The 20,829-nt window shown below is 66.2% G+C and carries 18 protein-coding genes; 12 read left to right on the top strand and 6 right to left on the bottom strand.

Features of this window, described 5'->3' with window-relative positions:
* Positions 1-149 precede the first annotated feature (149 nt).
* On the top strand, positions 150-2,015 hold the full coding sequence (locus tag H4O11_RS16320) for an ABC-F family ATP-binding cassette domain-containing protein (protein WP_182340801.1): 1,866 nt from the start codon (positions 150-152) through the stop codon (positions 2,013-2,015).
* A gap of 87 nt (positions 2,016-2,102) precedes the next feature.
* On the opposite strand, the gene H4O11_RS16315 is transcribed toward H4O11_RS16320, so the two are convergent.
* Positions 2,103-2,972, bottom strand: coding sequence for a LysR family transcriptional regulator (locus H4O11_RS16315; RefSeq protein ID WP_182340798.1), 870 nt, complete (start codon positions 2,970-2,972; stop codon positions 2,103-2,105).
* Between the two features lie 176 nt (positions 2,973-3,148).
* Between H4O11_RS16315 and bla the strand changes: the two genes are divergently transcribed.
* On the top strand, positions 3,149-4,063 hold the full coding sequence (gene bla, locus H4O11_RS16310; RefSeq protein WP_182340796.1) for a class A beta-lactamase: 915 nt from the start codon (positions 3,149-3,151) through the stop codon (positions 4,061-4,063).
* Between the two features lie 66 nt (positions 4,064-4,129).
* Here bla and ggpS read toward each other — a convergent pair whose 3' ends face one another.
* Positions 4,130-6,376, bottom strand: a complete 2,247-nt coding sequence (gene ggpS / locus H4O11_RS16305) for a glucosylglycerol-phosphate synthase (protein WP_182340989.1) — start codon at positions 6,374-6,376, stop codon at positions 4,130-4,132.
* Between the two features lie 68 nt (positions 6,377-6,444).
* On the bottom strand, positions 6,445-7,683 hold the full coding sequence (locus H4O11_RS16300) for an MFS transporter (RefSeq protein ID WP_182340793.1): 1,239 nt from the start codon (positions 7,681-7,683) through the stop codon (positions 6,445-6,447).
* A 121-nt stretch (positions 7,684-7,804) separates the two neighbouring features.
* Between H4O11_RS16300 and H4O11_RS16295 the strand changes: the two genes are divergently transcribed.
* Both H4O11_RS16295 and H4O11_RS16290 read left to right on the top strand, forming a co-directional pair.
* Positions 7,805-8,041, top strand: coding sequence for an FmdB family zinc ribbon protein (locus tag H4O11_RS16295; protein ID WP_182340790.1), 237 nt, complete (start codon positions 7,805-7,807; stop codon positions 8,039-8,041).
* A 46-nt stretch (positions 8,042-8,087) separates the two neighbouring features.
* Positions 8,088-8,720, top strand: a complete 633-nt coding sequence (locus H4O11_RS16290; RefSeq protein WP_182340787.1) for a hypothetical protein — start codon at positions 8,088-8,090, stop codon at positions 8,718-8,720.
* 60 nt (positions 8,721-8,780) lie between these two features.
* Here the strand turns inward: H4O11_RS16290 and H4O11_RS16285 are convergent, their stop codons facing one another.
* Positions 8,781-9,500 carry a DUF3011 domain-containing protein gene (locus H4O11_RS16285; RefSeq protein WP_182340784.1) on the bottom strand — a complete coding sequence of 240 codons (720 nt, stop codon included), beginning with the start codon at positions 9,498-9,500 and terminating at the stop codon, positions 8,781-8,783.
* A 181-nt stretch (positions 9,501-9,681) separates the two neighbouring features.
* On the opposite strand from H4O11_RS16285, the gene aspS reads away from it, so the two are divergent.
* Positions 9,682-11,430, top strand: coding sequence for an aspartate--tRNA ligase (gene aspS / locus H4O11_RS16280; RefSeq protein ID WP_182340781.1), 1,749 nt, complete (start codon positions 9,682-9,684; stop codon positions 11,428-11,430).
* A 76-nt stretch (positions 11,431-11,506) separates the two neighbouring features.
* Positions 11,507-12,040, top strand: coding sequence for a GNAT family N-acetyltransferase (locus tag H4O11_RS16275; RefSeq protein WP_182340778.1), 534 nt, complete (start codon positions 11,507-11,509; stop codon positions 12,038-12,040).
* Positions 12,041-12,045: 5 nt separating this feature from the next.
* Here H4O11_RS16275 and H4O11_RS16270 read toward each other — a convergent pair whose 3' ends face one another.
* Complete coding sequence (locus H4O11_RS16270) at positions 12,046-13,932, bottom strand: hypothetical protein (RefSeq protein WP_182340775.1); 1,887 nt, start codon at positions 13,930-13,932, stop codon at positions 12,046-12,048.
* A 53-nt stretch (positions 13,933-13,985) separates the two neighbouring features.
* Positions 13,986-14,390, bottom strand: a complete 405-nt coding sequence (locus tag H4O11_RS16265) for a type III secretion system chaperone family protein (protein WP_182340772.1) — start codon at positions 14,388-14,390, stop codon at positions 13,986-13,988.
* A 747-nt stretch (positions 14,391-15,137) separates the two neighbouring features.
* On the opposite strand from H4O11_RS16265, the gene H4O11_RS16260 reads away from it, so the two are divergent.
* The 6 genes from H4O11_RS16260 (at position 15,138) to H4O11_RS16235 (ending at position 20,460) form a co-directional block, all read left to right on the top strand.
* Positions 15,138-15,878 (top strand): hypothetical protein, encoded by a 741-nt coding sequence (locus H4O11_RS16260; RefSeq protein WP_220466795.1) that lies wholly within the window; start codon positions 15,138-15,140, stop codon positions 15,876-15,878.
* 25 nt (positions 15,879-15,903) lie between these two features.
* Positions 15,904-16,536, top strand: coding sequence for an esterase/lipase family protein (locus tag H4O11_RS16255; protein WP_182340767.1), 633 nt, complete (start codon positions 15,904-15,906; stop codon positions 16,534-16,536).
* A 94-nt stretch (positions 16,537-16,630) separates the two neighbouring features.
* On the top strand, positions 16,631-17,362 hold the full coding sequence (locus H4O11_RS16250) for a YebC/PmpR family DNA-binding transcriptional regulator (RefSeq protein ID WP_182340764.1): 732 nt from the start codon (positions 16,631-16,633) through the stop codon (positions 17,360-17,362).
* A gap of 7 nt (positions 17,363-17,369) precedes the next feature.
* A complete protein-coding gene (gene ruvC, locus H4O11_RS16245) occupies positions 17,370-17,891 on the top strand; it encodes a crossover junction endodeoxyribonuclease RuvC (protein WP_182340761.1) in 522 nt (173 codons plus the stop codon).
* A gap of 13 nt (positions 17,892-17,904) precedes the next feature.
* Complete coding sequence (ruvA, locus tag H4O11_RS16240) at positions 17,905-18,498, top strand: Holliday junction branch migration protein RuvA (RefSeq protein ID WP_182340759.1); 594 nt, start codon at positions 17,905-17,907, stop codon at positions 18,496-18,498.
* Positions 18,499-18,549: 51 nt separating this feature from the next.
* Entirely contained in the window at positions 18,550-20,460 is a 1,911-nt protein-coding gene (locus H4O11_RS16235) for a potassium transporter Kup (RefSeq protein WP_182340756.1), read from the top strand.
* The last annotated feature ends 369 nt before the right edge of the window (positions 20,461-20,829 follow it).

Below are 20,829 nucleotides of genomic sequence, written 5' to 3'. Positions count from 1 at the left end.
GGCCCGGGAGGCCGCAGACAGTCCGCGGAGGGAGAGAGGAGGACTGCCGCAGCGCATCCCGGGATACGTCAAGTATTCGTTAACGTTAGAATTGCGTCGCAGGAAAGGTGCTCACCAGCACATTCCATTCCGTTATATGGACCCCCCCGATGATCTCCCTCCGTAATTTCGCCTTGCGCCGCGGCGAGCGGCTGCTGTTGTCCAATGTCGACCTGACCCTGCATGCCGGTTACCGCGTGGGTGTGGTCGGCCGCAACGGTGCGGGCAAGTCCAGCTTGTTCGCGGCGGTGAAGGGCGAACTGGAGGCCGACAAGGGCGATGTCGACCTGCCGGGCAAGATCCGCATCGCCAGCGTTGCCCAGGAAACCCCGTCGCTGCCCGACCCGGCGCTGAGCTTCGTGCTGGGTGGCGACATCGAGGTCGCCGCGGTGCTGGCCGCCGAGGCTGATGCCACCGCCCGCGAAGACTGGGAGGCGGTGGCCGAAGCGCATACGAAGATGGCCGAGCTCAATGCCTACGACGCCGAAGCGCGCGCGGGCAAGCTGCTGCATGGCCTGGGTTTCCCGGCCGAAACGCACCACCGCGCGGTGTCCTCGTTCTCCGGCGGCTGGCGTGTGCGCCTGAACCTGGCGCGGGCATTGATGATGCCCAGTGACCTGCTGCTGCTGGACGAACCGACCAACCACCTGGACCTGGATGCGGTGTACTGGCTGGAACAGTGGCTGTTGAAGTATCCGGGCACGCTGCTGCTGATCTCGCATGACCGCGAGTTCCTCGACAACGTGGCCACCCACACCCTGCACCTGCATGGTGGTGGCGCCAAGCTCTATCCGGGCGGCTATACCGACTTCGAGCGCCAGCGCGCCGAACAACTGCGCCAGCAGCAGATCGCGCACGAGAAGGAACAGACCGAGCGTGCCCATCTGCAGAGCTTCATCGACCGCTTCAAGGCCCAGGCCAGCAAGGCGGCGCAGGCACAGAGCCGGATGAAGCGCCTGGCCAAGCTGGCCGGCACCGAAGCGGTGCGCGCCGAGCGCGAGTTCCGCATCGAGTTCGCGCCGCCGTCCAAGCTGCCGTTCTCGCTGATCCGCCTGAACCACGTCGAGGCCGGCTACGGCAGCGATTCGGTGATCCTGCACGACGTGGGCTTCGGCCTGGAAGCCGGCCAGCGCATCGGCCTGCTCGGCCCGAACGGTGCAGGCAAGACGACCCTGGTGAAGACCCTGGTAGGCGAGCTGGCGCCGATCGCCGGCGAGCGCGCCGCGCATCCGGACCTGCGCATCGGCTACTTCGCCCAGCACACCGTGGAGTCGCTGCACGAAGGGCAGTCGCCGATGGAGCATTTCCGCGAGATCGCGCCGGACGCCCCCAACCAGTCGTTCCGCGATTTCCTCGGCAAATGGAACTTTGCCGGTGACCGTGCCTTCGAGTCCGTGGACGGATTCTCCGGCGGCGAGCGCGCGCGCCTGGCATTGGCGCTGATCGCCTACCAGCAGCCGAACGTGCTGCTGCTGGATGAGCCGACCAACCATCTTGACCTGGAAATGCGCGAGGCACTGGCCGAAGCGCTGAGCGATTTCGAGGGTGCCATCGTGATGGTCTCGCATGACCGCCATCTGATCGGCCTGGTCTGCGATACGTTCTGGCGCGTGGCCGACGGCGTGGTCGAGCCGTTCGACGGCGACCTGGACGAGTACGCGGCGTGGCTGCGTACCCGCCCGCAGGCACAGGGCACCAAGGCCAAGCTGGCCGATACCGCGACGCCGGCGGCGGTCAGGACGGAGCCGGTGGTGCAGGTGGTGCAGAAGAAGGCTCCGAACCCGCACAAGCTGGCCGCTGCCGAAACCCGGGTGGCGGGCCTGGAGTCCAGCCTTGCCGAACTGGACCGGCAACTGGCTGATCCGGCCAACTATGCCGACGCCACGCGCATGGCGGTGCTGGGGCGCGACCGCGAAACAACCGCTGCGCAGCTGGAACAGGCCGAGGCGGCGTGGATGGAACTGCTGGAATCCTGATTCCAGCAGTAGCGCCGGGCCATGCCCGGCGGCCTTGCCCATCCGCTGCGCTCGCCGGGCATCGCCCGGCGCTACCTCTGCCCGGCGCTACGCACGCTGTGCCTGCAGCCATTCGCGGAACCGTCGCGACGCATCCCGCTCGACACGCGAACGCAACCGGGTCAGCCAGTAGCGGCCCAGCTCCAGGGTGATCGGGAAGGGCTGCTGCAGTCGCCCTTCGGCCAGTTCCTGGTCGAACATGCACAACGGCAGCAGGGCCACCCCGGTTCCACCGGCGGCCGCCGCTGCCAGGGTCAGCGATGAATCGAACACCGGCCCGCGTGCCTCCACGCCCTGCATGCCGGCGGCCTGCAGCCAGCGCGGCCATTCATCGGTGCGGTACGAACGCAGCAGGGGAACATTGGCCAGGTCGCGCACCGAGGTAAGGCGACGCGCCAGTACCGGAGCGCAAAGCGTCGCAAACGGCGCGTCCCATATCGCCGTGCTCTCCTGCCCTTGCCAGTCGCCGTCGCCGAAACGTATCGCCAGGTCCAGGCCTTCTCCGGCCAGGTCGATGCGGTTGTTGTGCGTCTGCAGGCGCAGTTCGATATCCGGATGGACGGCCTCGAATGACGCCAGCCGCGGCAGCAGCCAACCGGTGGCGAAAGTGCCGACCACGCCTACCGTCAGTACCTCGCGGGCGCCGTGCGCGCCGGTGACGCGGGCCATGGCCAGCGCGATGCGGTCGAAGGCCTCGTTGAGCACGGGATGCAGCGCCGCGCCCTCTTCGGTGAGTGCCACGCCACGCGGCAATCGATGGAACAGCCGGATGGCCAGCCGCTCTTCCAGCACGCGGATCTGGTGGCTCAGCGCGGCCTGGCTGACGCACAGTTCCAGCGCCGCCCGGGTGAAGTTCTGGTGTCGCGCGGCCGCTTCGAAGGCGCGCAGGGCGGCAAGGGGAAGTTGCGATCGCAGCATGTGAAAGCCGTGAGCGGAAATTATGGGATTGGCTCATCCTAGCGCGGCGAGGCGAATCCTGAGCTGGCATTCGTGGCTGAGGCATTCAAATGGCTCATGTCTTCCCCTGAAAATCCCTGCTGGTGCCGCCGCCGGCCTGCTTCAATAATCAGTCCTCACCGCCTTGGAGACGCCGCATGACCGCACGACGCAGATTCCTCAGTTTGGCTGCCGCCACCGCGTCTTCGTTGCTGGCGGCGCCGTTGCTGGCGCGTACCGGTGCAGCGGTGCCGGCCATGACGCCTGGTGCGGCCGCCATCGCTGCGGCCGGGGACTTTGCTGCGCTGGAAAAAGCCAGCGGGGGGCGGCTGGGGGTTACCTTGCTGGACACCGCCACCGGACGCCGCATCGGTCATCGCCAGGACGAGCGTTTCCCGATGTGCAGCACGTTCAAGTGCGTACTGGCGGCAACGGTGCTGGACAAGGCCGCCGGCGGCGCGTTTTCGCTGGACCAGCGCCTGCCGATACGCGCGGGCGACCTGGCCGAGCATGCACCTACGACGCGACGGCACGCAGGCAAGGACCTGACCGTGCGCGACCTGTGCCGCACCACCATGGTGACCAGCGACAATCCCGCGGCCAACGTGCTGTTGCGCCAGGTGGGAGGCCCCGCGGCGGTGACCGCGTTCCTGCGTGCGCAGGGAGATGCGGTCACCCGCAACGACCGCTACGAGCCGGAGATGAATCGCTTCGAGCCCGGCGATCCGCGCGATACCACCAGCCCGGCGGCAATGGCGGCCACGCTGCAGCGGCTGGTGCTGGGCGATGGGCTGACCGCTGCATCGCGGCAGCAGTTGGCCGACTGGCTGATCGACAATGAAACCGGAGATGCCTGCCTGCGCGCGGGACTGGGCCCCCGTTGGCGCGTAGGCGACAAGACCGGCAGCAATGGCCGCGACACGCGCAATGACATTGCCGTGCTGTGGCCGCTGCAAGGCGGCACGCCGTGGGTGCTTACGGCCTACCTGCAGGGAGCAGGGGTGGACAGCGCGCAGCGCGATGCGGTGCTGGCGCGCGTGGGCATGCTGGCCGACGCGATGGTCCCGGGCTGACCCTGGCATCCCGCCGCCACCTGCATGGCGCGGCCGGGAACCGTGCAGGTCCCGGCCGCTGGTGCTTCATGCGTCGGCGCGCTTGCCCTGCACGGCATCGAGGAAGTCACGGCCCCAACGGTTCACGTCGTAATACTCGACGATGCCGTGCAACTGGCGCAGCCGCCCGCTGGCCTCCTCCTCCGGCATCGACAGGGCCTGCATCAGCCCCGCGGCCAGGTCGGCGGGGTCGTGCGGATTGGTCAGCACCGCCCCCTTCAGCTCGGCCGCCGCGCCGGCGAACTCGCTCAGCACCAGCACCCCGCTGGTGCCTTCGATGCCGTGGGTGGCGACGAACTCCTTGGCGACCAGGTTCAGGCCATCGCGCAGCGGGGTGATCCACATCACCTGTGCGGCAGCATAGTGTGCCACCACCTGCTCGAACGGCAGCGCCTGGGCGAAGAAACGCACCGGCGTCCAGTCCAGCCGCGAGAAGCGGCCGTTGATCCGGCCCACCGCCTGTTCGATCTGGTTCTGCAGCGTGCGGTAGACGGTCATCTCGCGCGCAGCCGGCACGCACACCATCAGCAGGGTGACGTTGCCCTGCTGCTCCGGGTGCTGCTCCAGCACGCGTTCGAAGGCTTCCAGCTTGGCCAGCGTGCCCTTGGTGTAGTCCAGCCGTTCCACCGACAGCACCAGCTTGCGCGCACCGATTTCCCGGCGCAGCTTGAAGATGTCGTTGCGCACGTCGCTGCGGGCCAGCGTGGAATGGATCCGGCGCAGGTCGGTGCCGACCGGGTGCGCACCCAACGCCACCTCGCGGTCGCCCACCCGCAGCCGGGTGGTCATGGTGTCCAGGCCCACCGCGCAGCCAAAGGTCAGGAAGCGCGGCGCGCAGTTCTCCCACGCCAGCCGCTCCACCGGCATCGCCCCGCGTACCACGTCGACGAAGTTCTCCACCTGCCGCGGGATGTGGAAGCCGACGTAGTCGCAGCTGAGCAGGCTGCCGATGATCTCGCGCCGCCACGGCACCACGTTGAACACATCGGCCGACGGGAAATAGGTGTGGTGGAAGAAGGCGATCTTCAGGTCCGGGCGCAGTTCGCGCAGGTAGGCCGGGACCATCCACAGGTTGTAGTCGTGGATCCATACCGTGGCGCCGTGTGCGGCCTCTGCCGCGGTGGCTTCGGCGAACTTGCGGTTGACCTTCAGGAAGACCTGCCAATCGTCCTCGCGGAAGCGCGCGCGCTCCCAGAACACGTGCAGCATGGGCCAGAACGCTTCCTTGGAAAACCGCTTGTAGAAGATGTCCACTTCTTGCCGGCTCAGCGGCACGCGGCTGGCGCGCAGGGTGGGGTAGCGCGCGCTGTCGACATCGACATGGCGCTGGAATGGACGTTGCTTCGGTTCGTCGATGCCCCAGGCGATCCAGCTGCCCTTCTGGCCGCCTTCGAAAAAGCTCAGCAGCGAGGGAATGATGCCGTTCGGCGAACGTGGCGCGCGCTGCACCAGCTTGCCATCTTCGTAGGACTCATCGAAGGGCATGCGGTGGTAGACCATCAGCAGCTCGGCACCTTCCGCGCGCGCGGTGTCCTGCGGCTGCAGGTGGGGATCGTCCTTGGCCAGCAGCGCGAAATGTTCGATCGCCTCGAGAATGCCGCCACAGCCAGGTGCCTGCGCGTGCAGGGTACGATCCTGGCCTTCGGTGGCCTGCAGCAGGGCTGCTTCGGACTGGCCGACGCAGACGCCGCGGAAGCCGGCGACGTACATCGACAGGTCGTTCAAGGTATCGCCGGCCACCAGGATGCGTTCCTGCGGCAGCTCCAGCAGGCGCGCAAGCGCGGCCAGGGTGCGGCCCTTGTCGGTGCCTGGCGGCAGGATGTCCAGGTAGCGGTCGGCGGAGTACAGCACGTCGCAGCCCAGCGCGGCGGCGGTGCGTTCGATCTCGCCACGCAGCGGGGCCAGCGTTTCCGGGTCGCAGAAGTAGGAGCAGCGACGTTCCTGTGGGACGTCCTGGCGCTGCAGCGCGGTGAACGGGCGCATCGCCTCGGCCACCACCTGTTCGCCGGGCCAATGTGCGTCGATCATCGACTGCAGCGGTTGCAGTGGCTGCAGGGTGTGGCCGTCGACCACGGTGGCGCCGACGTCGCAGACGATGTAGTCCGGACGCGGGATGGAACGGTCGGAAAGCAGCGGCATCACCGCTTCCAGGCCGCGCCCGGTGATGAACACCAGCGAGATGCCCGGATGCTGGTCGATCAGGCGGTACAGGCGCTGCCGTTGTTCGGCGCTGCCGGCCAGGAAGGTGCCGTCCAGGTCGGTGGCCAGCACCAGCTGCGGACCGCTGGTGGTTTCGGAATGGGAAAATTTCGCGGGGGGATTGAGTGTAGGACTGTCGAGGGTCAATTCACTTCCTTTTCTTCGTGGATGGGAGATTCGGTTTCGGCCATCAGCTCCAGTGCTGAGGGCGTGGTGCGCAGCATCGGCCGGAACGGGGCCGGATGGGTGCGCAGGCGCGCATGGCGCAGGCGGATGCCGGTGAAGGCGGCCAGGCAGGAAAGCACGGCGGCGAAGTACAACGGCAGCGCCGGAGCGCCATGGTGGTCCATCAACCAGCCGGCGACCGCCGGCCCCAGCGCGGCGCCGACGCCGTGCACCAGCAGCAGGCTGCTGCAGCCGGACAGCAGGTCCTCGCTGGCCAGGTAGTCCAGCATGTGTGCCACGGCGAAGGGATACAGGGCGAACACCAGGCCGCCGTAGCAGAACACCAGCAGGAACATCAGCTGCAACTGCTGCTGGATCGGTGGCAGCGCGCACAGGATGGCCACTGCTGCAGCGGCCACGCTGAGCGCGCACAGGCCGATGCGGCGGTCATGGCCATCGCTGATGCGCCCCAGCGGCCATTGCAGGATCGCGCCGCCGGCGATGGCCGTCAGCATGAACAACGGCACGCCATCGCCCTGCAGCCCGATGCCGCCGGCATACACCGGCAGCAGGCCCCAGAATGGCCCCATGGCCAGCCCGGACAGGCCCGCCGCCACGGTGGCGACCGGGGCCAGGCGGTACAGCTTGCCCGCCTTCAGGCGCGGCACCGTGGGCACGTCCGGCTGCTGCAGGCGGGTGGTGGTGACGGGCAGCATGGCGGCGCAGACCAGCAATGCAGTGACGGTGAACATCGCCGCCGACCCCGGGTCACCCAGCATCAGCAGCAATTGGCCCACCGCCAGCGCTGACAGATTGACCATCATGTACAGCGAGAACACCCGGCTGCGGCGCACGGGATCCGGTTCGGCGTTGAGCCAGCTTTCGATCACCGTATACAGCCCGACCAGCGCAATGCCGGTAATTACCCGCAGCAAGCCCCATCCCCATGGATTCAGCCACAGCGGATGCAGCAGCACGGCCATGGTGGCCAATGCCGCATGGAACGCGAAAGCGCGGCTGTGGCCGATGCGGCGGATCAGTGGAGGAGCGCTGAACGTGCCGATGAAGAAGCCGGCGAAATACCCCGACATCACCCAGCCGAGGGCCGCGGCACTGAAGCCTTCCTGGCCACCGCGGACGGCCAGCAGGGTGCCGAGCAGCCCGCCGCCGGTCAACAGCAGCGCGACTCCAACCAGCAACGCGGTCAGCCGCAACACGGGTGCGACCTTCGTGGGGAAGGTTTGGCGAACACGTGGCCCACCTTAACACAGGGCACCTTACCGGCTTGTTGCAATGGACTAGAATGCGCGGCTCGATCCCGTCCAAGCGCCGACCCTGATGCCGATCTACGCCTTTGCCTGCACCGACTGCGGCCACGCTTTCGACCGCCTGCAGAAGATTGCCGATGCAGACCCCACGCAATGCCCGCAATGTGCCCGGCAGACAGTGAAACGGCAGGTCACCGCACCCTCATTCCGTCTGGCCGGGGGCGGCTGGTACGAAACCGATTTCGGTGCCAACAAGAAGAACCTGGTCGAAAAGCCCGCCGCTCCGGCCGCCGGCAGCAGCGACTGACGGCGCGGGGTTTGCGTGCTGCGGCGCGGCTGGGTAGGGTGGGGCGATGAACATGTTCCGCGTTTTCCCGATGATGGCGCTGCTGGCCGCGGCCGGATGCAGCCAGCAGGCGACCGAAGGGGTCCCCGACGATGTCGCCACGGCGCCTGCCGATGCGTTCCTTGCCACCGTGGCAGCGCATTGCGGCAAGGCCTACGCCGGCGAGGTGGTGGAAGACAATCCGGCAAGCACCGGGCCCGATCCGTTCGCCGGCAAACGCCTGGTGATGCATGTCCGTGGCTGTGACGATCCTGCGCATGAACTACGCATTCCCTTCCATGTCGGCGACGACCATTCGCGCACCTGGGTGCTGAGCCGCACCGAACATGGCCTGCGCTTGAAGCATGACCATCGCCACGAGGACGGCAGCCCCGATGCGATCACCCTGTATGGTGGCGACAGCAAGCCGCCGGGAACCGCGCAGCGCCAGGAATTCCCGGTCGACGCCGATTCGGTGGCGATGTTCCGCAAGGCCGACATGCTGGCGTCCACCCACAACACCTGGGCCATGGAGGTGGACGCGGATTCACAGTTCGTCTACGAGCTGACCCGCCCGGATGGCCGCCGCTTCCGCGTGGTGTTCGATCTCACGCAGCCGGTGGCACTGCCACCGGCGCCGTGGGGCGCAGATACACCGTAGCGCGGCGCGTGTCCCGCTTGCCGCCGGGCAGGGGCTCGGCGCTGCCCGGCGCTGGAATATTCAGCGCACCCCGAAGCGCGCGCGGCAGCCGTTGCTGACCCATAGGCTGCCATTGCTGTAACCCCAGCTCTGGCCTTCCCGGCAGGCACTGCCGGACAACTGCTGGATCACCACCGGGCGCCCTTGCCGCGCATTCCAGGCGCAGGTGTTGCGGCGCTTGTCGTTGCTGCTGCAGGTCACGCTGTAATTGTTGTTGCCGCCGCCCCAGTTGCCGCCGCCTTGGCCCCGGCCCTCGGCGAACTCCGCGCGGCAGCCACTGTTGACCCACACCGTGCCATTGCGTGCTCCCCAGCTGCGCCCTTCCACGCAGGGCGAGCCGGAGATCTGCCGCACCAGGCGGGCGTTGCGCCATCCGGTATTGCAGACCCGTTCGCGGTTGTTCTGGCTTTCACAGCGGATGGTGCGGTCGTTGCCGTTGCCGTTGCCGTTCCAGCCGCCACCGTTGCCACGCAGCGAGGTGGCGATGTCCTGCTTGATCCGCGAAAAACCCCAACCGGAATTGACCTGGGCCAGGTAGAAGCGCAACTGGTCGTCAGGGATGCGCCGGCCATTGGACTGGTCGGCATATTCCTGGCCGATGACCCGTGCACGGTCGTTGGCCGACAGCCGGGACAGGTCCTCCGGCGCATAGGCACGGGTGCCGACCTGCGCGTGGACGGGAAGCACAGGGGTGGAGCAGGCAAGTGCGGTGGCCAGGCAGGCCAGGGTCCAGCGGTTCATGGCGACATCCCCGAACGGTCGATGGTGCGCGACTATAGGGACCGACCGCATCAAATCGGCGTGACTGCCTCCGGCCGGCCCCCCGGCACGGCCGGCATTTGCCCCGGATGGGGGCTGGGCCGCAGAATAACGGGCTTTCCGGCCCCTCCTGGTGCCGGCGTACTCCAGCGGAGCTTCCCCCATGCGTACCCACTTCTGCGGCCTGGTCGACGAGACCCTGATTGGCCAGACTGTCACCCTCGCCGGCTGGACCGACGTGGCCCGTAACCTGGGCGGCGTCTGCTTCATCGATCTGCGCGACCACGAGGGCATCGTGCAGGTGACGGTGGAGCCGGAAAACGCCGAGGTGTTCAAGGTCGCGGCCAGCCTGGGCTACGAGGACGTGCTGCAGGTGGAGGGCGTGGTGCGTGCCCGCCATGCGGTGAACGACAAGCTTCGCAGCGGCAAGGTGGAAGTGATCGCCACGCGCATCACCATCCTCAACAAGGCCGCGCCGCTGCCGTTCCACGCACACGAAAATCCGGGCGAGGAAACCCGCCTGAAGTACCGCTACCTGGACCTGCGCCGGCCGGAGATGCAGCGCATGCAGCGTACCCGGATCAAGCTGGTGCAGGCGTTGCGCCGCCACTTGGACGAGAAGGGCTTCCAGGATATCGAAACCCCGATCCTGACCAAGGCCACCCCGGAAGGCGCGCGCGACTTCCTGGTGCCCGCGCGCATGCACCCGGGCGAGTTCTACGCCCTGCCGCAGAGCCCGCAGCTGTTCAAGCAGATCCTGATGGTGGCCGGCTTCGACCGCTACTACCAGATAGCGCGTTGTTTCCGCGATGAAGCCCTGCGTGCCGACCGCCAGTTGGAGTTCACCCAGCTGGACATGGAGTTCGCCTTCGTGCGCGAACAGGACGTCCAGGATTTCGTCGAGGGCATGATCCGCGCCATCTTCAAGGAAGTGGTCGACGTCGAACTGGCCGCCAGCTTCCCGCGCATGACCTGGGCCGAGGCGATGCGTCGCTTTGGCTCGGACAAGCCGGACCTGCGCATCGCACTGGAACTGGTGGACGTGGCCGAGCTGGTCAAGTCCAGCGGGTTCCCGGTGTTTGCCGCCGCCGCCAACGATGCGGACGGTCGCGTCGCCGCGCTGCGCATCCCCGGTGGTGCCACGCTGAGCCGCAAGCAAATCGACGAATACGCCGCCCACGCTGCCAAGTACGGCGCCAAGGGCCTGGCCTACATCAAGATCGGCGACAACGGCGAAGTCAGCTCGCCGATCGCCAAGTTCTTCAGCGAAGAGGCGTTCGCCGCACTGGTCAGCCACGTGGGGGCCGGCAACGGCGACATCGTGTTCTTCGGCGCAGGCGGCTACAACAAAGTGTCCGACTTCATGGGCGCGCTGCGGTTGAAGGCCGGCAAGGACTTCGGCTTGGTCGCCGATGGCTGGGCGCCGCTGTGGGTCACCGACTTCCCCATGTTCGAATGGGACGAGGAGGCGCAGCGCTACGTGGCCCTGCATCACCCCTTCACCGCGCCGGCGGTGGACGACATCGCCGACCTGCGTACGCATGCGAAGACCGCGGTTTCGCGTGGCTACGACATGGTGCTCAATGGCAATGAGATCGGTGGTGGTTCGATCCGTATCCACCGTCCGGACATGCAGAGTGCGGTATTCGAATTGCTGGGCATCGATGCCGAAGAGGCACGTGCCAAGTTCGGCTTCCTGCTGGATGCGCTGAACTATGGCGCACCGCCGCACGGTGGCATCGCCTTCGGCATCGACCGCATCGCCGCGCTGATGGCCGGCACCGAGTCGATCCGCGACGTCATTGCGTTCCCGAAGACCACCGGCGCGCAATGCCTGATGACCGATGCACCGTCACCGATCGCCGACGCACAGCTGGCCGAAGTGCATATCCAGGTGCGGCCGAAGGGCTGACCGGGCAGGGGCGGGGCCATGCCCCGCCGGGATGCCGGCCACTGGCCGGCACCACGCCAGAAGCGCAGGGAACGACATGACCACAGGCCATTACGCCATTCGCCGCGCCACGGTCGATGATGCATCGATCCTGTCGGCACTGGCGGAGCGGACGTTCACCGAAACCTTCGGCCACCTGTATCCACCTGGTGACCTGAAGGCTTTCATCGACGAATCCTACGCAGTGGACCGGCAGCGGGTGATCCTGGCCCATCCGGACTACGCGGTGTGGTTGCTGGAGCGTGATGGCGTGGCGATCGGCCATGCCGCAGCCGGCCCGTGCGGCCTGCCGCACCCGCAGGTGCGGCCCGGTGATGGCGAGCTCAAGCGCCTGTACCTGGTCAAGGACGAACAAAGCGGTGGCTGGGGTAGCCGGCTGCTGGAAACCGCATTGTCGTGGCTGGAGCGCGACGGACACCGCGTGCTGTGGCTGGGCGTGTGGTCGGAGAACTTCGGTGCGCAGCGCTTCTACGCCCGCCATGGCTTCCGGAAGGTGGGGGAATACCTGTTCCCGGTGGGCGACACCCATGACCTGGAGTTCATCCTGCGCCGCGAACCGGGCCTGGCCTGATCCGCTCAGGCAGGGGCAGGCAATGTCCCGGCCGGTGGGTTCCAGAGCCGGTTCGCTGCCTGCCACGCGGGTTCCCTGCCGCGCACCATGGCATGCAGCAGCTCAAGCTCATGGTGGTTCAACACGCCGGCCTGGAGGTCTTCGTTGATCGTGTCGAGACGTTGCCTGGCATGGACCGCCGTTGCGGAGGAGGCACGCGGATATCCCTGGTACAGGGGACCAAGGCCCTGCTTCATCGCCAGGTTGGTGTTGATCACCTGGTCGATGAGTGATGCACGGGAAACTTCGGTCCCCATGCCCAGATAACCGGTCGTATGGGCGGTGACCAGGCGGTGGTAGGGAATGACGTTCTGCCAGCAGGCATGGCGTTCGGGCGTGAACATATGGTCGTGTTCCAGGTAGATGACCTGGTGTCCCATCAGTGCGAAAGGCTCCAGTGCGCCGCTGCGGATGCCGATCAGGGGACCGCCGACCTTCTCCAGCAATCTGTTCATGAAATACCACTGGTTCTCGCGTGGGGCCAGCGGGCGCTTGCCGTCCACTTCCGCGGCCCAGAAGCGGCCGATGTGCGGATGCATCTCCGGGCGATAAGGGTGGCGGTCGAAAAGGCGGATCCTGCCGTCATCGTCCTTGACCCGGTTGATGTAGGTATCGGCGATGCAATACACCGGGGTGCCAGCTGCCTTCAGCGAGTCTGCAATCTGCTCGAACATCGCCGGCCGGGAGATGGCTTCGCTTTCGCGGGCGTTGGCGAATTCACGATCTGCGATCCAGAGGCCGGCCGAACCTGTCGTGATGTCCTGTTCGGCGATGACCTGGTCGACCAGTGCATCGATGCGATGGCGCTCCTCGGCGGGAACCAATGCGTCCAGCTTGCCGCGCACCAGCTTGAACATCGGCGCGTCGGGCCGGAGGGGGGCCGCGTGCGCCTGCTCCTGGCGAAAGCGCCGTGCGATCAGTTCGGTGGTGGCGGATATGTGGAAGACATGTGGATCCCGGTCCGTCGGCGCCAGCGTGGACAGCGGCGAGCCGGAGCCATCGATCAGCTTGAAGTGCCCGCGCGTTTCCGCGGAATCCAGTGACTCCCTGGCCGCCTTGAGGCTGGGGCCGCTGTACTCATGGATGGAGACCCGGTTGGCTGCATCCGGCTCGCCATTGCGCTGCAGCGCCGTGCGGATCACATCGGCAGCTTCCCGCGCGCAGTCCTGTTCATGCTGGTTGCCGACGCTGTAGGCCACTGACACATGAAGGCGTGGATCGATCAGCATCGCCAGGATCAGTGAATAGCGATCGCCCGTGGCATAGCCTGGAAGGAAGGTATGTATCGGTCCGTCCATGGCCAGCATCCGTTCATGGCGGTTGTCGCGAGCGTGCAGGTAGGCGTTGCCGCTGCCATCCAGCGGATTGATGAACTTTGCCTGGTTGCGCAGCACCTGTTCGCGCGGGACGGCTGCAGCAAGTCGTCCCGCGGTCTCCCTGGAGCGGGCAAGTACTTCCTGTCCGATCTCGCGCCGGATGCTTTGCCCATCATAGGCGTGGTTTTCATAGGCACGGGCGAAGCGGGCCCGGGTGGCGGGATCAGTCGGATTGGCGGCGGAGAAGAACAACGTCGATGCTGACGTGCGTTCGTCCTTCATCGTGACCTCTTCGCTAGCGGACAACATCTGTGCGCAGGCCCGCCCAGCGACGAACTTCTCACCTTTGTAATCCAGGTCGAAGCAGGGCAGGTGGGACTCATCCTCGAACAGCGGTGTGGTGGCCGAGGATCGGAAGAAGATCGCTGATGCCTGGGCATGAAGGGGCGAGCAGCCCAGGGTGCCGGGGGAGCCCGGGCGGTGGGCGATCGACGTCTGCGGGACGTACGCGGAGACAGGCAGGGACAAGGAAGGCATCAGATTCGATCCATGGGAATGGCAGCAGGGGGATGCAGGCGGGAGCCTGGGCATCAGCACATCTGGATGAAGTGGCTGCGCAGGCTCCGCAGTTGGGAAAGCGTGTCGTTGACGCGGTACGCATCGGCGTCGCGTGCATGCAGCGTGTGGACCAGCCGGAGTTGTCCTGCGGCCTGGTCAAGGGCCACGCAGCTGCCCTGCAGCAGGCGTGGCTGGCCATGCATCGTGAGCCAGCCGTGGAGCTCCTCATTGCAGGGGCTCCGGGCACGTTCAAGCAGGGGCGCGTGGAGGATCAGCAGGTCCGGATCGTCGCTGAACTCCAGTGTCCATGCGATGCCCTCGCTGTCTTCCAGGATGAAGGCGCCGGTACTGGAATCGATGGGGATGGCGAGCAGGTTGGAAAGGTCCCGGGTGAGCTGGCTGGACCAGTGGGCGCCTGTTTCGGTGATTCTGTTCATTGCCACGTGGGGAGGGGGAATGTCGCGCCGGAATTGGCGTGGCCAGATAATGTTTTCAATCAGGTTAACGGCGCTGAACCGGAATTTTTATTTAGTTATATTGAATGAATTATGTAAGTAATGATTGATTTTTTATTTTGACTCCAGGTTTTGGCAGGGATTGCTGTCTGTTTTCGATAGTATGGGGCGGGATTTTCGTGGGCGATCAGCTGGCATTAAAGTGCAGGGAAACGCGCGATCGGCCAAATGCGACAAGGCGTTGCCGTCACACTCTCCATTCCCTTCTCTACGGCAATGAAATGCTGGTCGTGTGTTAATAGGCGCTATCCATGGGAGGTCTGCATGACATCGATTAATACCGTCACGACGCAGCCTGGAGGCGCTCCTCCAGCGGGACATGATTCGTTCAAGCCGGTTGCATGCCTGCCTCACTCGGTCGACAACCGGCCGCTGGTGGCGCACCGCATTGCAGAGCGCCTGCGTGGACGTGCGGCCGGCGTGCGTGTCCGGCAATGCGTCGTTGTCAGGACAGTGGCTCCCGGCCTTGTCTCGGTACGGATCAGGGGAGGGCGCGCGGATTTCGAAAGGATCGGCCTGGCCTGCGCATTCGACGACAGTGGAGGGGCGGGCGAACCTCCGCCATCGTTGAGGAAACAGTTGGGGTATGTTGCCGTTGACCAACGTTGCTTTGCTGGCCGGGTGGTCGTGGGGGAGGGGCTGCTGGACGCATCGGAGCTTGCGACATGCGTGGGCCCACGCCCGGAAGTGGGTGCGGTGGTGGTACGGATCAATGGGGGCTATTTCAATTTTCTGCGGCGCGCTTCGGCAGAGGTGCCCGAGTACGCGGCGATAGGCCCGGTGGCGGGTGCCGGCGGCCGGCCGGGGCTGTCCCTTCCCGTGCCGGCAGCTTTTGCATCCGATTACCAGTCGGTGACGTTCGGTGACGGCTCGCTGTTCTCCTCCGCACCTGTCCTGAGCCGCCGTGGGACGGCGGTTTTTGCCGGGAAAGCACAGGACGATCCGAACTATCGTCTGCCCGAAGGCTTTTCGTTCGATCGGGGCGGGCTGATCCCGCCCGGCCATCTATGGCACGCCCATGATGCGAACCCACGCGCGGGGCTGAGCCTGCCTGCGGGGCCGGGCGAAGGCATCGTGCGCCTCGTTGCCGCCCCCATGCCGGACCGTTCGATGGCGGCCAGCGGCTACACCCTGCGGACCTTCTCACAGGTAATGGCCCGGTTGGATCGGCTGCACCCGGATGGACGCGGCAAAGGCGTGGCGAATTCGTCGTTGAACCTGGACGGGGGCGAGTCGTTGTTGCTGCAGGCCTGGGCGGGTGGGCAGCGACGGGTGGACATCCGGCAGGTAAGCCACCCGCGGTCGGTGGGGAATTTCATAGAGTTCAGGTCGCACGGTGTGCTGGGTGCCGGCATTCCAGCGCGCCAGGTGGGTCCGGAAGGGCCGGGCGACATCCACACTCCCCTTTAACGACGGAAATGGCCACACTGGGCGCATGACGAGTTCAGTGTTGCTGTTGCATGGCATCTGGAATGCACGCGCTTGGGTCGGGCCATTGGCCTGGCGTTTGCGCGCGCGCGGCTTCGTGGTGGAAACCTTCGGCTATTCCAGCGTGCTCGGCGGTCCGGACGTTGCCGTGCCGCAATTGCTGGACCGGCTGCAGGGCAGTGGCCCGATATCGCTGGTCGGACATAGCCTGGGCGGGCTGCTGGCGTTGGAAGCGCTGCGCCGCCAGCCCGGCCTGTGCGTGGACCGGGTGGTCTGCCTGGGTTCGCCGCTGCGCGGCAGTGGAACCGCCCGGTCGCTGGCCGAACATGGCTGGTCGGCGGCACTGGGCCGCAGCAGCGACCTGCTGCTGGATGGCCTGCCGGACTGGCGGGGCAGGGCGCAGGTGGGCCTGATCGCCGGTTGCGTGCCGCATGGGCTGGGCAGCCTGCTGGGCGCGCTGGACGGTGACTCCGATGGCACGGTCGCGTTGGCTGAAACCCGCTTGCCCGGACTGGCCGATCATTGCGTCGTACGCTGCAGCCACAGCGGGCTGGTCTTCTCGGTGGATGCCGCCCGGCAGACGGCCCAGTTCCTGCGCCACGGGCGCTTCCATCGTGGCGGCCAGGCCGCCGCAGCGTGATTGCGGCGGTCATCCTGCATGGCTGGACACGGTGCAGGCGCCCGATCAGGTAGAATCCGCGGCCTGTTCCTGAAGCCGCCAAACGGAAGCCCCCATGGGTAGAGGTCCCTCCATCGAAGGCCGCAAAAACGCGTCGGACGCGAAGCGCGGCAAGATTTTCACCAAGATCATCCGCGAGATCGGCGTAGCCGCGCGTGGTGGCGGGGGCGATCCCAACAACAATCCGCGCCTGCGCGTGGCGATGGACAAGGGCCTGTCATCGAACATGTCCAAGGACGTGATCGAGCGTGCGATCAAGAAGGCCACCGGTGAACTGGAAGGCGTCGAGTACGAAGAGATCCGCTATGAGGGCTATGCACCTGGCGGCGTGGCCGTCATCGTGGACTGCCTGACCGACAACAAGGTACGCACCGTTGCCGATGTCCGCCATGCGTTCAGCAAATGCGGCGGCAACATGGGCACGGAAGGCTCGGTGGCGTTCATGTTCAAGCGCCTTGGCGTGATCAGCTACGCGCCGGGTGCCGATGAGGAAACGATCACCGAAGCCGCGATCGAGGCTGGCGCCGATGACATCGTGGTGTATCCGGATGACGGCTCGATCGACGTGGTCACCGCGCCCGATACCTTCCAGGCCGTCAAGGACGCCATGGCCACCGCCGGGCTGCCCGGTGACCATGCAGAGATCACCTTCCGCGCCGACAACGACATCAAGGTCGAAGGCGACACGGCCTTGCAGGTGAAGAAGCTGCTGGACATGCTGGAAGACCTGGACGACGTACAGGATGTCTATTCCAACGCCGATCTCGGCGCCGACGCGTACGCCTGAGCCGCGAATGACCCGCATCCTCGGCATCGACCCCGGTTCGCAGCGGACCGGGGTCGGCATCATCGACGTCGATGCGGCCGGGCGCATTTCGCACGTGCACCATCAGCCGCTGGTGCTGCTGGGCGCGGACGATTTCCCCCAGCGCATGAAGATCCTGGTACTTGGCCTGGCCGACCTGATCATCGAATACCAGCCGCAGGAAGTAGCCATCGAGAAGGTATTCATGGCGCGCAACCCGGATTCGGCGCTGAAGCTGGGCCAGGCCCGTGGCGCGGCGATCTCGGCGGTGGTGCTGCGCGACCTGCCGGTGAGCGAGTACGCGGCCAGTGAGATCAAGCTGGCCGTGGTCGGGCGCGGCGGGGCGGAAAAACAACAGGTCCAACACATGGTCGGGCTCATGCTTGGCCTGAGGATGAAACTGCAGGCCGACGCCGCCGATGCGCTGGCGGTGGCCATCACCCATGCCCATGTACGGGCGACGGCCAACCGCCTGGGGCTCGATACACGCCAGGCCTGGAGCCGGAAATGAGGAGCACTGCTGCATGATCGGTCGCCTGCGCGGAATCGTGGCCTACAAGGCCCCCCCTTGGCTGGTGGTGGACGTCAATGGCGTTGGCTACGAGCTGGAAGCGCCCATGAGCACGTTCTACGACCTGCCCGACATCGGTCGCGAAGTCATCCTGTACACCCATTACGCACAGAAGGAAGACAGCGTGTCGCTGTATGGCTTCCTGCGCGAAGGCGAGCGCAGGCTGTTCCGCGAAGTGCAGAAGGTCAGCGGCATCGGTGCGAAGATTGCCCTGGCGGTATTGTCGGCGGCCAGTGTTGAAGAGTTCGCACGCATGGTGCAGGCCGGCGACGTCACTGCATTGACCCGCATCCCGGGGATCGGCAAGAAGACGGCCGAGCGCATGGTGCTGGAACTGCGCGACCGCGCTGCCCAGCTGGGCGCAGGCGGCGTGTTGCCCTCCAGCAGTGGCCCGGCCGCCGCCGACCCGCTGTCCGAGGCCACCGTGGCGCTGCAGCAACTGGGTTACAAGCCGGCCGAAGCCGCACGCATGGCCCGCGACGCGCACGCCGAGGGCGACGAGGTGGCGATGGTGATCCGCAAGGCCCTGCAGTCGGCGCTGCGCTGAACCCGCACGCCGTTCCTCTTCCCCGATAAACCCAGTCCCGCCAGGAACCCCATGTCCAGCCCTTCCAATCCGCACGAACCCGGCCATGGCCACGCGCCCAGCGGCAGTGGCATGGCGCTGGTCATCGGTGCGATCGGCGTGGTGTTCGGTGATATCGGCACCAGCCCGCTTTACACGCTGAAGGAAGCCTTTTCCGGCCACTACGGCCTGAGCAGCGACCATGACACCGTGCTCGGCGTGCTGTCGCTGGCGTTCTGGGCGCTGATCCTGGTGGTGACGCTGAAGTACGTCACCATCATCATGCGCGCCGACAACGACGGCGAGGGCGGCATCATGGCGCTGATGGCATTGACCCAGCGCACGCTGCGCAAGGGTTCGCGCTCGGCCTACGTGGTGGGCATCCTGGGCATCTTCGGTGCCTCGCTGTTCTTCGGCGACGGCGTGATCACTCCGGCCATCTCGGTGTTGGGTGCGGTGGAAGGCCTGGAAATCGCGGCACCCGGCCTGCACAGTTTCATCCTGCCGATCACCATCGTGGTGTTGCTGGCGGTGTTCGCCGCCCAGCGCTTCGGCACCGAGAAGATCGGCAAGGCCTTCGGTCCGATCACCTCGGTCTGGTTTATTTCGCTGGCGGCGATCGGCCTGTACAACATCGTCGATGCCCCCGAAGTGCTGAAGGCCTTCAATCCGTGGTGGGCCATCCGTTTCTTCATCGACCATGGCTGGCATGGGGTGTTCATCCTTGGTGCGGTGGTGCTGGCGGTGACCGGCGGCGAGGCGCTGTACGCCGACATGGGCCATTTCGGCGCCAAACCCATCCGGCATGCCTGGTACTTCTTCGTGCTGCCGTGCCTGGTGCTGAACTACCTGGGCCAGGGCGCACTGGTGCTGGAGCATCCCGAGGCGGTGAAGAATCCCTTCTTCGAGGCGGTGCCGGACTGGGCGCTGTATCCGATGATCGTGCTGGCGACGATGGCGGCGGTGATCGCCTCGCAGTCGGTCATCACCGGTGCGTTCTCGGTCTCGCGCCAGGCCATGCAGCTGGGCTACATCCCGCGCATGCGCATCAAGCACACCTCGCACGACACCATCGGCCAGATCTACATTCCGGGCATCAACTGGGGCCTGGCGGTCATGGTCATCGGCCTGGTGCTGGCCTTCCAGAGTTCGTCCAACCTGGCCGTGGCCTACGGCATATCGGTGTCGGCGACGATGCTGATCGACACGTTGCTGCTGGCGCTGGTGGCACGCACGCTGTGGCCGAAGTGGAGCCGCTGGATCGTGGCGCTGTGCGTGGTGTTCTTCATCATCGACCTGGGCTTCGTCATCGCCAATGGCGCCAAGCTGATGCAGGGCGCGTGGTTCCCGGTGGTGCTTGGCATCGTGTTGTTCACGCTGATGCGTACCTGGCGGCGTGGTCGCGAGCTGCTGCGTGATGAAATCCGCAAGGACGGTATCCGCCTGGATACCTTCCTGCCGGGGTTGATGCTGGCGCCGCCGGTACGTGTGCCGGGCACCGCCGTGTTCCTGACTGCCGATCCCACCGTTGCCCCGCATGCGCTGATGCACAACCTCAAGCACAACAAGGTGCTGCATGAGCGCAACGTGTTCCTGCACGTGGTGACCCTGCCGGTTCCGTATGCGGCGGAGAGCCAGCGGTTGAAGATCGAATCGGTCGGCGATGAGTTCCATCGGGTGTACGTGAAATTCGGTTTCATGGAGACCCCGGACGTGCCGCTGGCGCTGATGCGCTCCTGCGACCATGGGGGCATCTATTTCGACCCGATGGATACGACCTTCTTTGCCAGTCGCGAGACCATCGTGGCCACCGCCAACCGCGGCATGCCGATCTGGCGTGACAAGCTGTTCGCGCTGATGCATCGCAATGCGGCGCCGGCGACCGGCTTCTTCCGCATCCCGGGTAACCGGCTGGTGGAGCTGGGCGCGCAGGTCGAGATCTGAAGCAGAAGCAACGTCAACGGCAACAGCAACAGCTAACGTCAAAAGCAAAGGCTGCAGGGCTGGGGGTTGGTGGGGCGGGGTGGGTTGGCGGGACGCGCCGTGAACCCATCCATGGGGGCTCCTGTTCGGCTCCTGCCTCACAAGGTCCCGCCAACCCACCCCGCCCCACCTTCGACAGGTCCATGCGGCGTCGGGTAGCGCCGGGCCATGCCCGGCGGAATGGGGTAATGGGTGACGGGTAGAGCGGGGCCATGCCCCGCTGCTCTTGTTTCCGGCATCGCGCCAACGGCAGCGGGGCATGGCCCCGCTCTACCGATTTTTCTTTGTTTCGCGCCAACCCGTCCCGCCCCACCTTCGACCGGTCCATGC

Source organism: Stenotrophomonas tumulicola (genome assembly GCF_014117215.1).
In the GTDB taxonomy this organism is placed as follows: Bacteria; Pseudomonadota; Gammaproteobacteria; order Xanthomonadales; family Xanthomonadaceae; genus Stenotrophomonas; species Stenotrophomonas tumulicola.
This window is presented reverse-complemented; position numbering and strand designations above follow the sequence as displayed.

Excerpts from the sequence above, each read along its gene's own strand:
- H4O11_RS16320 (WP_182340801.1), top strand. The coding sequence starts at position 150 with ATGATCTCCCTCCGTAATTTCGCCTTGCGCCGCGGCGAGCGGCTGCTG.
- H4O11_RS16315 (WP_182340798.1), bottom strand. The coding sequence starts at position 2,972 with ATGCTGCGATCGCAACTTCCCCTTGCCGCCCTGCGCGCCTTCGAAGCG.
- bla (WP_182340796.1), top strand. The coding sequence starts at position 3,149 with ATGACCGCACGACGCAGATTCCTCAGTTTGGCTGCCGCCACCGCGTCT.
- H4O11_RS16295 (WP_182340790.1), top strand. The coding sequence starts at position 7,805 with ATGCCGATCTACGCCTTTGCCTGCACCGACTGCGGCCACGCTTTCGAC.
- H4O11_RS16290 (WP_182340787.1), top strand. The coding sequence starts at position 8,088 with ATGAACATGTTCCGCGTTTTCCCGATGATGGCGCTGCTGGCCGCGGCC.
- H4O11_RS16285 (WP_182340784.1), bottom strand. The coding sequence starts at position 9,500 with ATGAACCGCTGGACCCTGGCCTGCCTGGCCACCGCACTTGCCTGCTCC.
- aspS (WP_182340781.1), top strand. The coding sequence starts at position 9,682 with ATGCGTACCCACTTCTGCGGCCTGGTCGACGAGACCCTGATTGGCCAG.
- H4O11_RS16275 (WP_182340778.1), top strand. The coding sequence starts at position 11,507 with ATGACCACAGGCCATTACGCCATTCGCCGCGCCACGGTCGATGATGCA.
- H4O11_RS16270 (WP_182340775.1), bottom strand. The coding sequence starts at position 13,932 with ATGCCTTCCTTGTCCCTGCCTGTCTCCGCGTACGTCCCGCAGACGTCG.
- H4O11_RS16265 (WP_182340772.1), bottom strand. The coding sequence starts at position 14,390 with ATGAACAGAATCACCGAAACAGGCGCCCACTGGTCCAGCCAGCTCACC.
- H4O11_RS16255 (WP_182340767.1), top strand. The coding sequence starts at position 15,904 with ATGACGAGTTCAGTGTTGCTGTTGCATGGCATCTGGAATGCACGCGCT.
- H4O11_RS16250 (WP_182340764.1), top strand. The coding sequence starts at position 16,631 with ATGGGTAGAGGTCCCTCCATCGAAGGCCGCAAAAACGCGTCGGACGCG.
- ruvC (WP_182340761.1), top strand. The coding sequence starts at position 17,370 with ATGACCCGCATCCTCGGCATCGACCCCGGTTCGCAGCGGACCGGGGTC.
- ruvA (WP_182340759.1), top strand. The coding sequence starts at position 17,905 with ATGATCGGTCGCCTGCGCGGAATCGTGGCCTACAAGGCCCCCCCTTGG.
- H4O11_RS16235 (WP_182340756.1), top strand. The coding sequence starts at position 18,550 with ATGTCCAGCCCTTCCAATCCGCACGAACCCGGCCATGGCCACGCGCCC.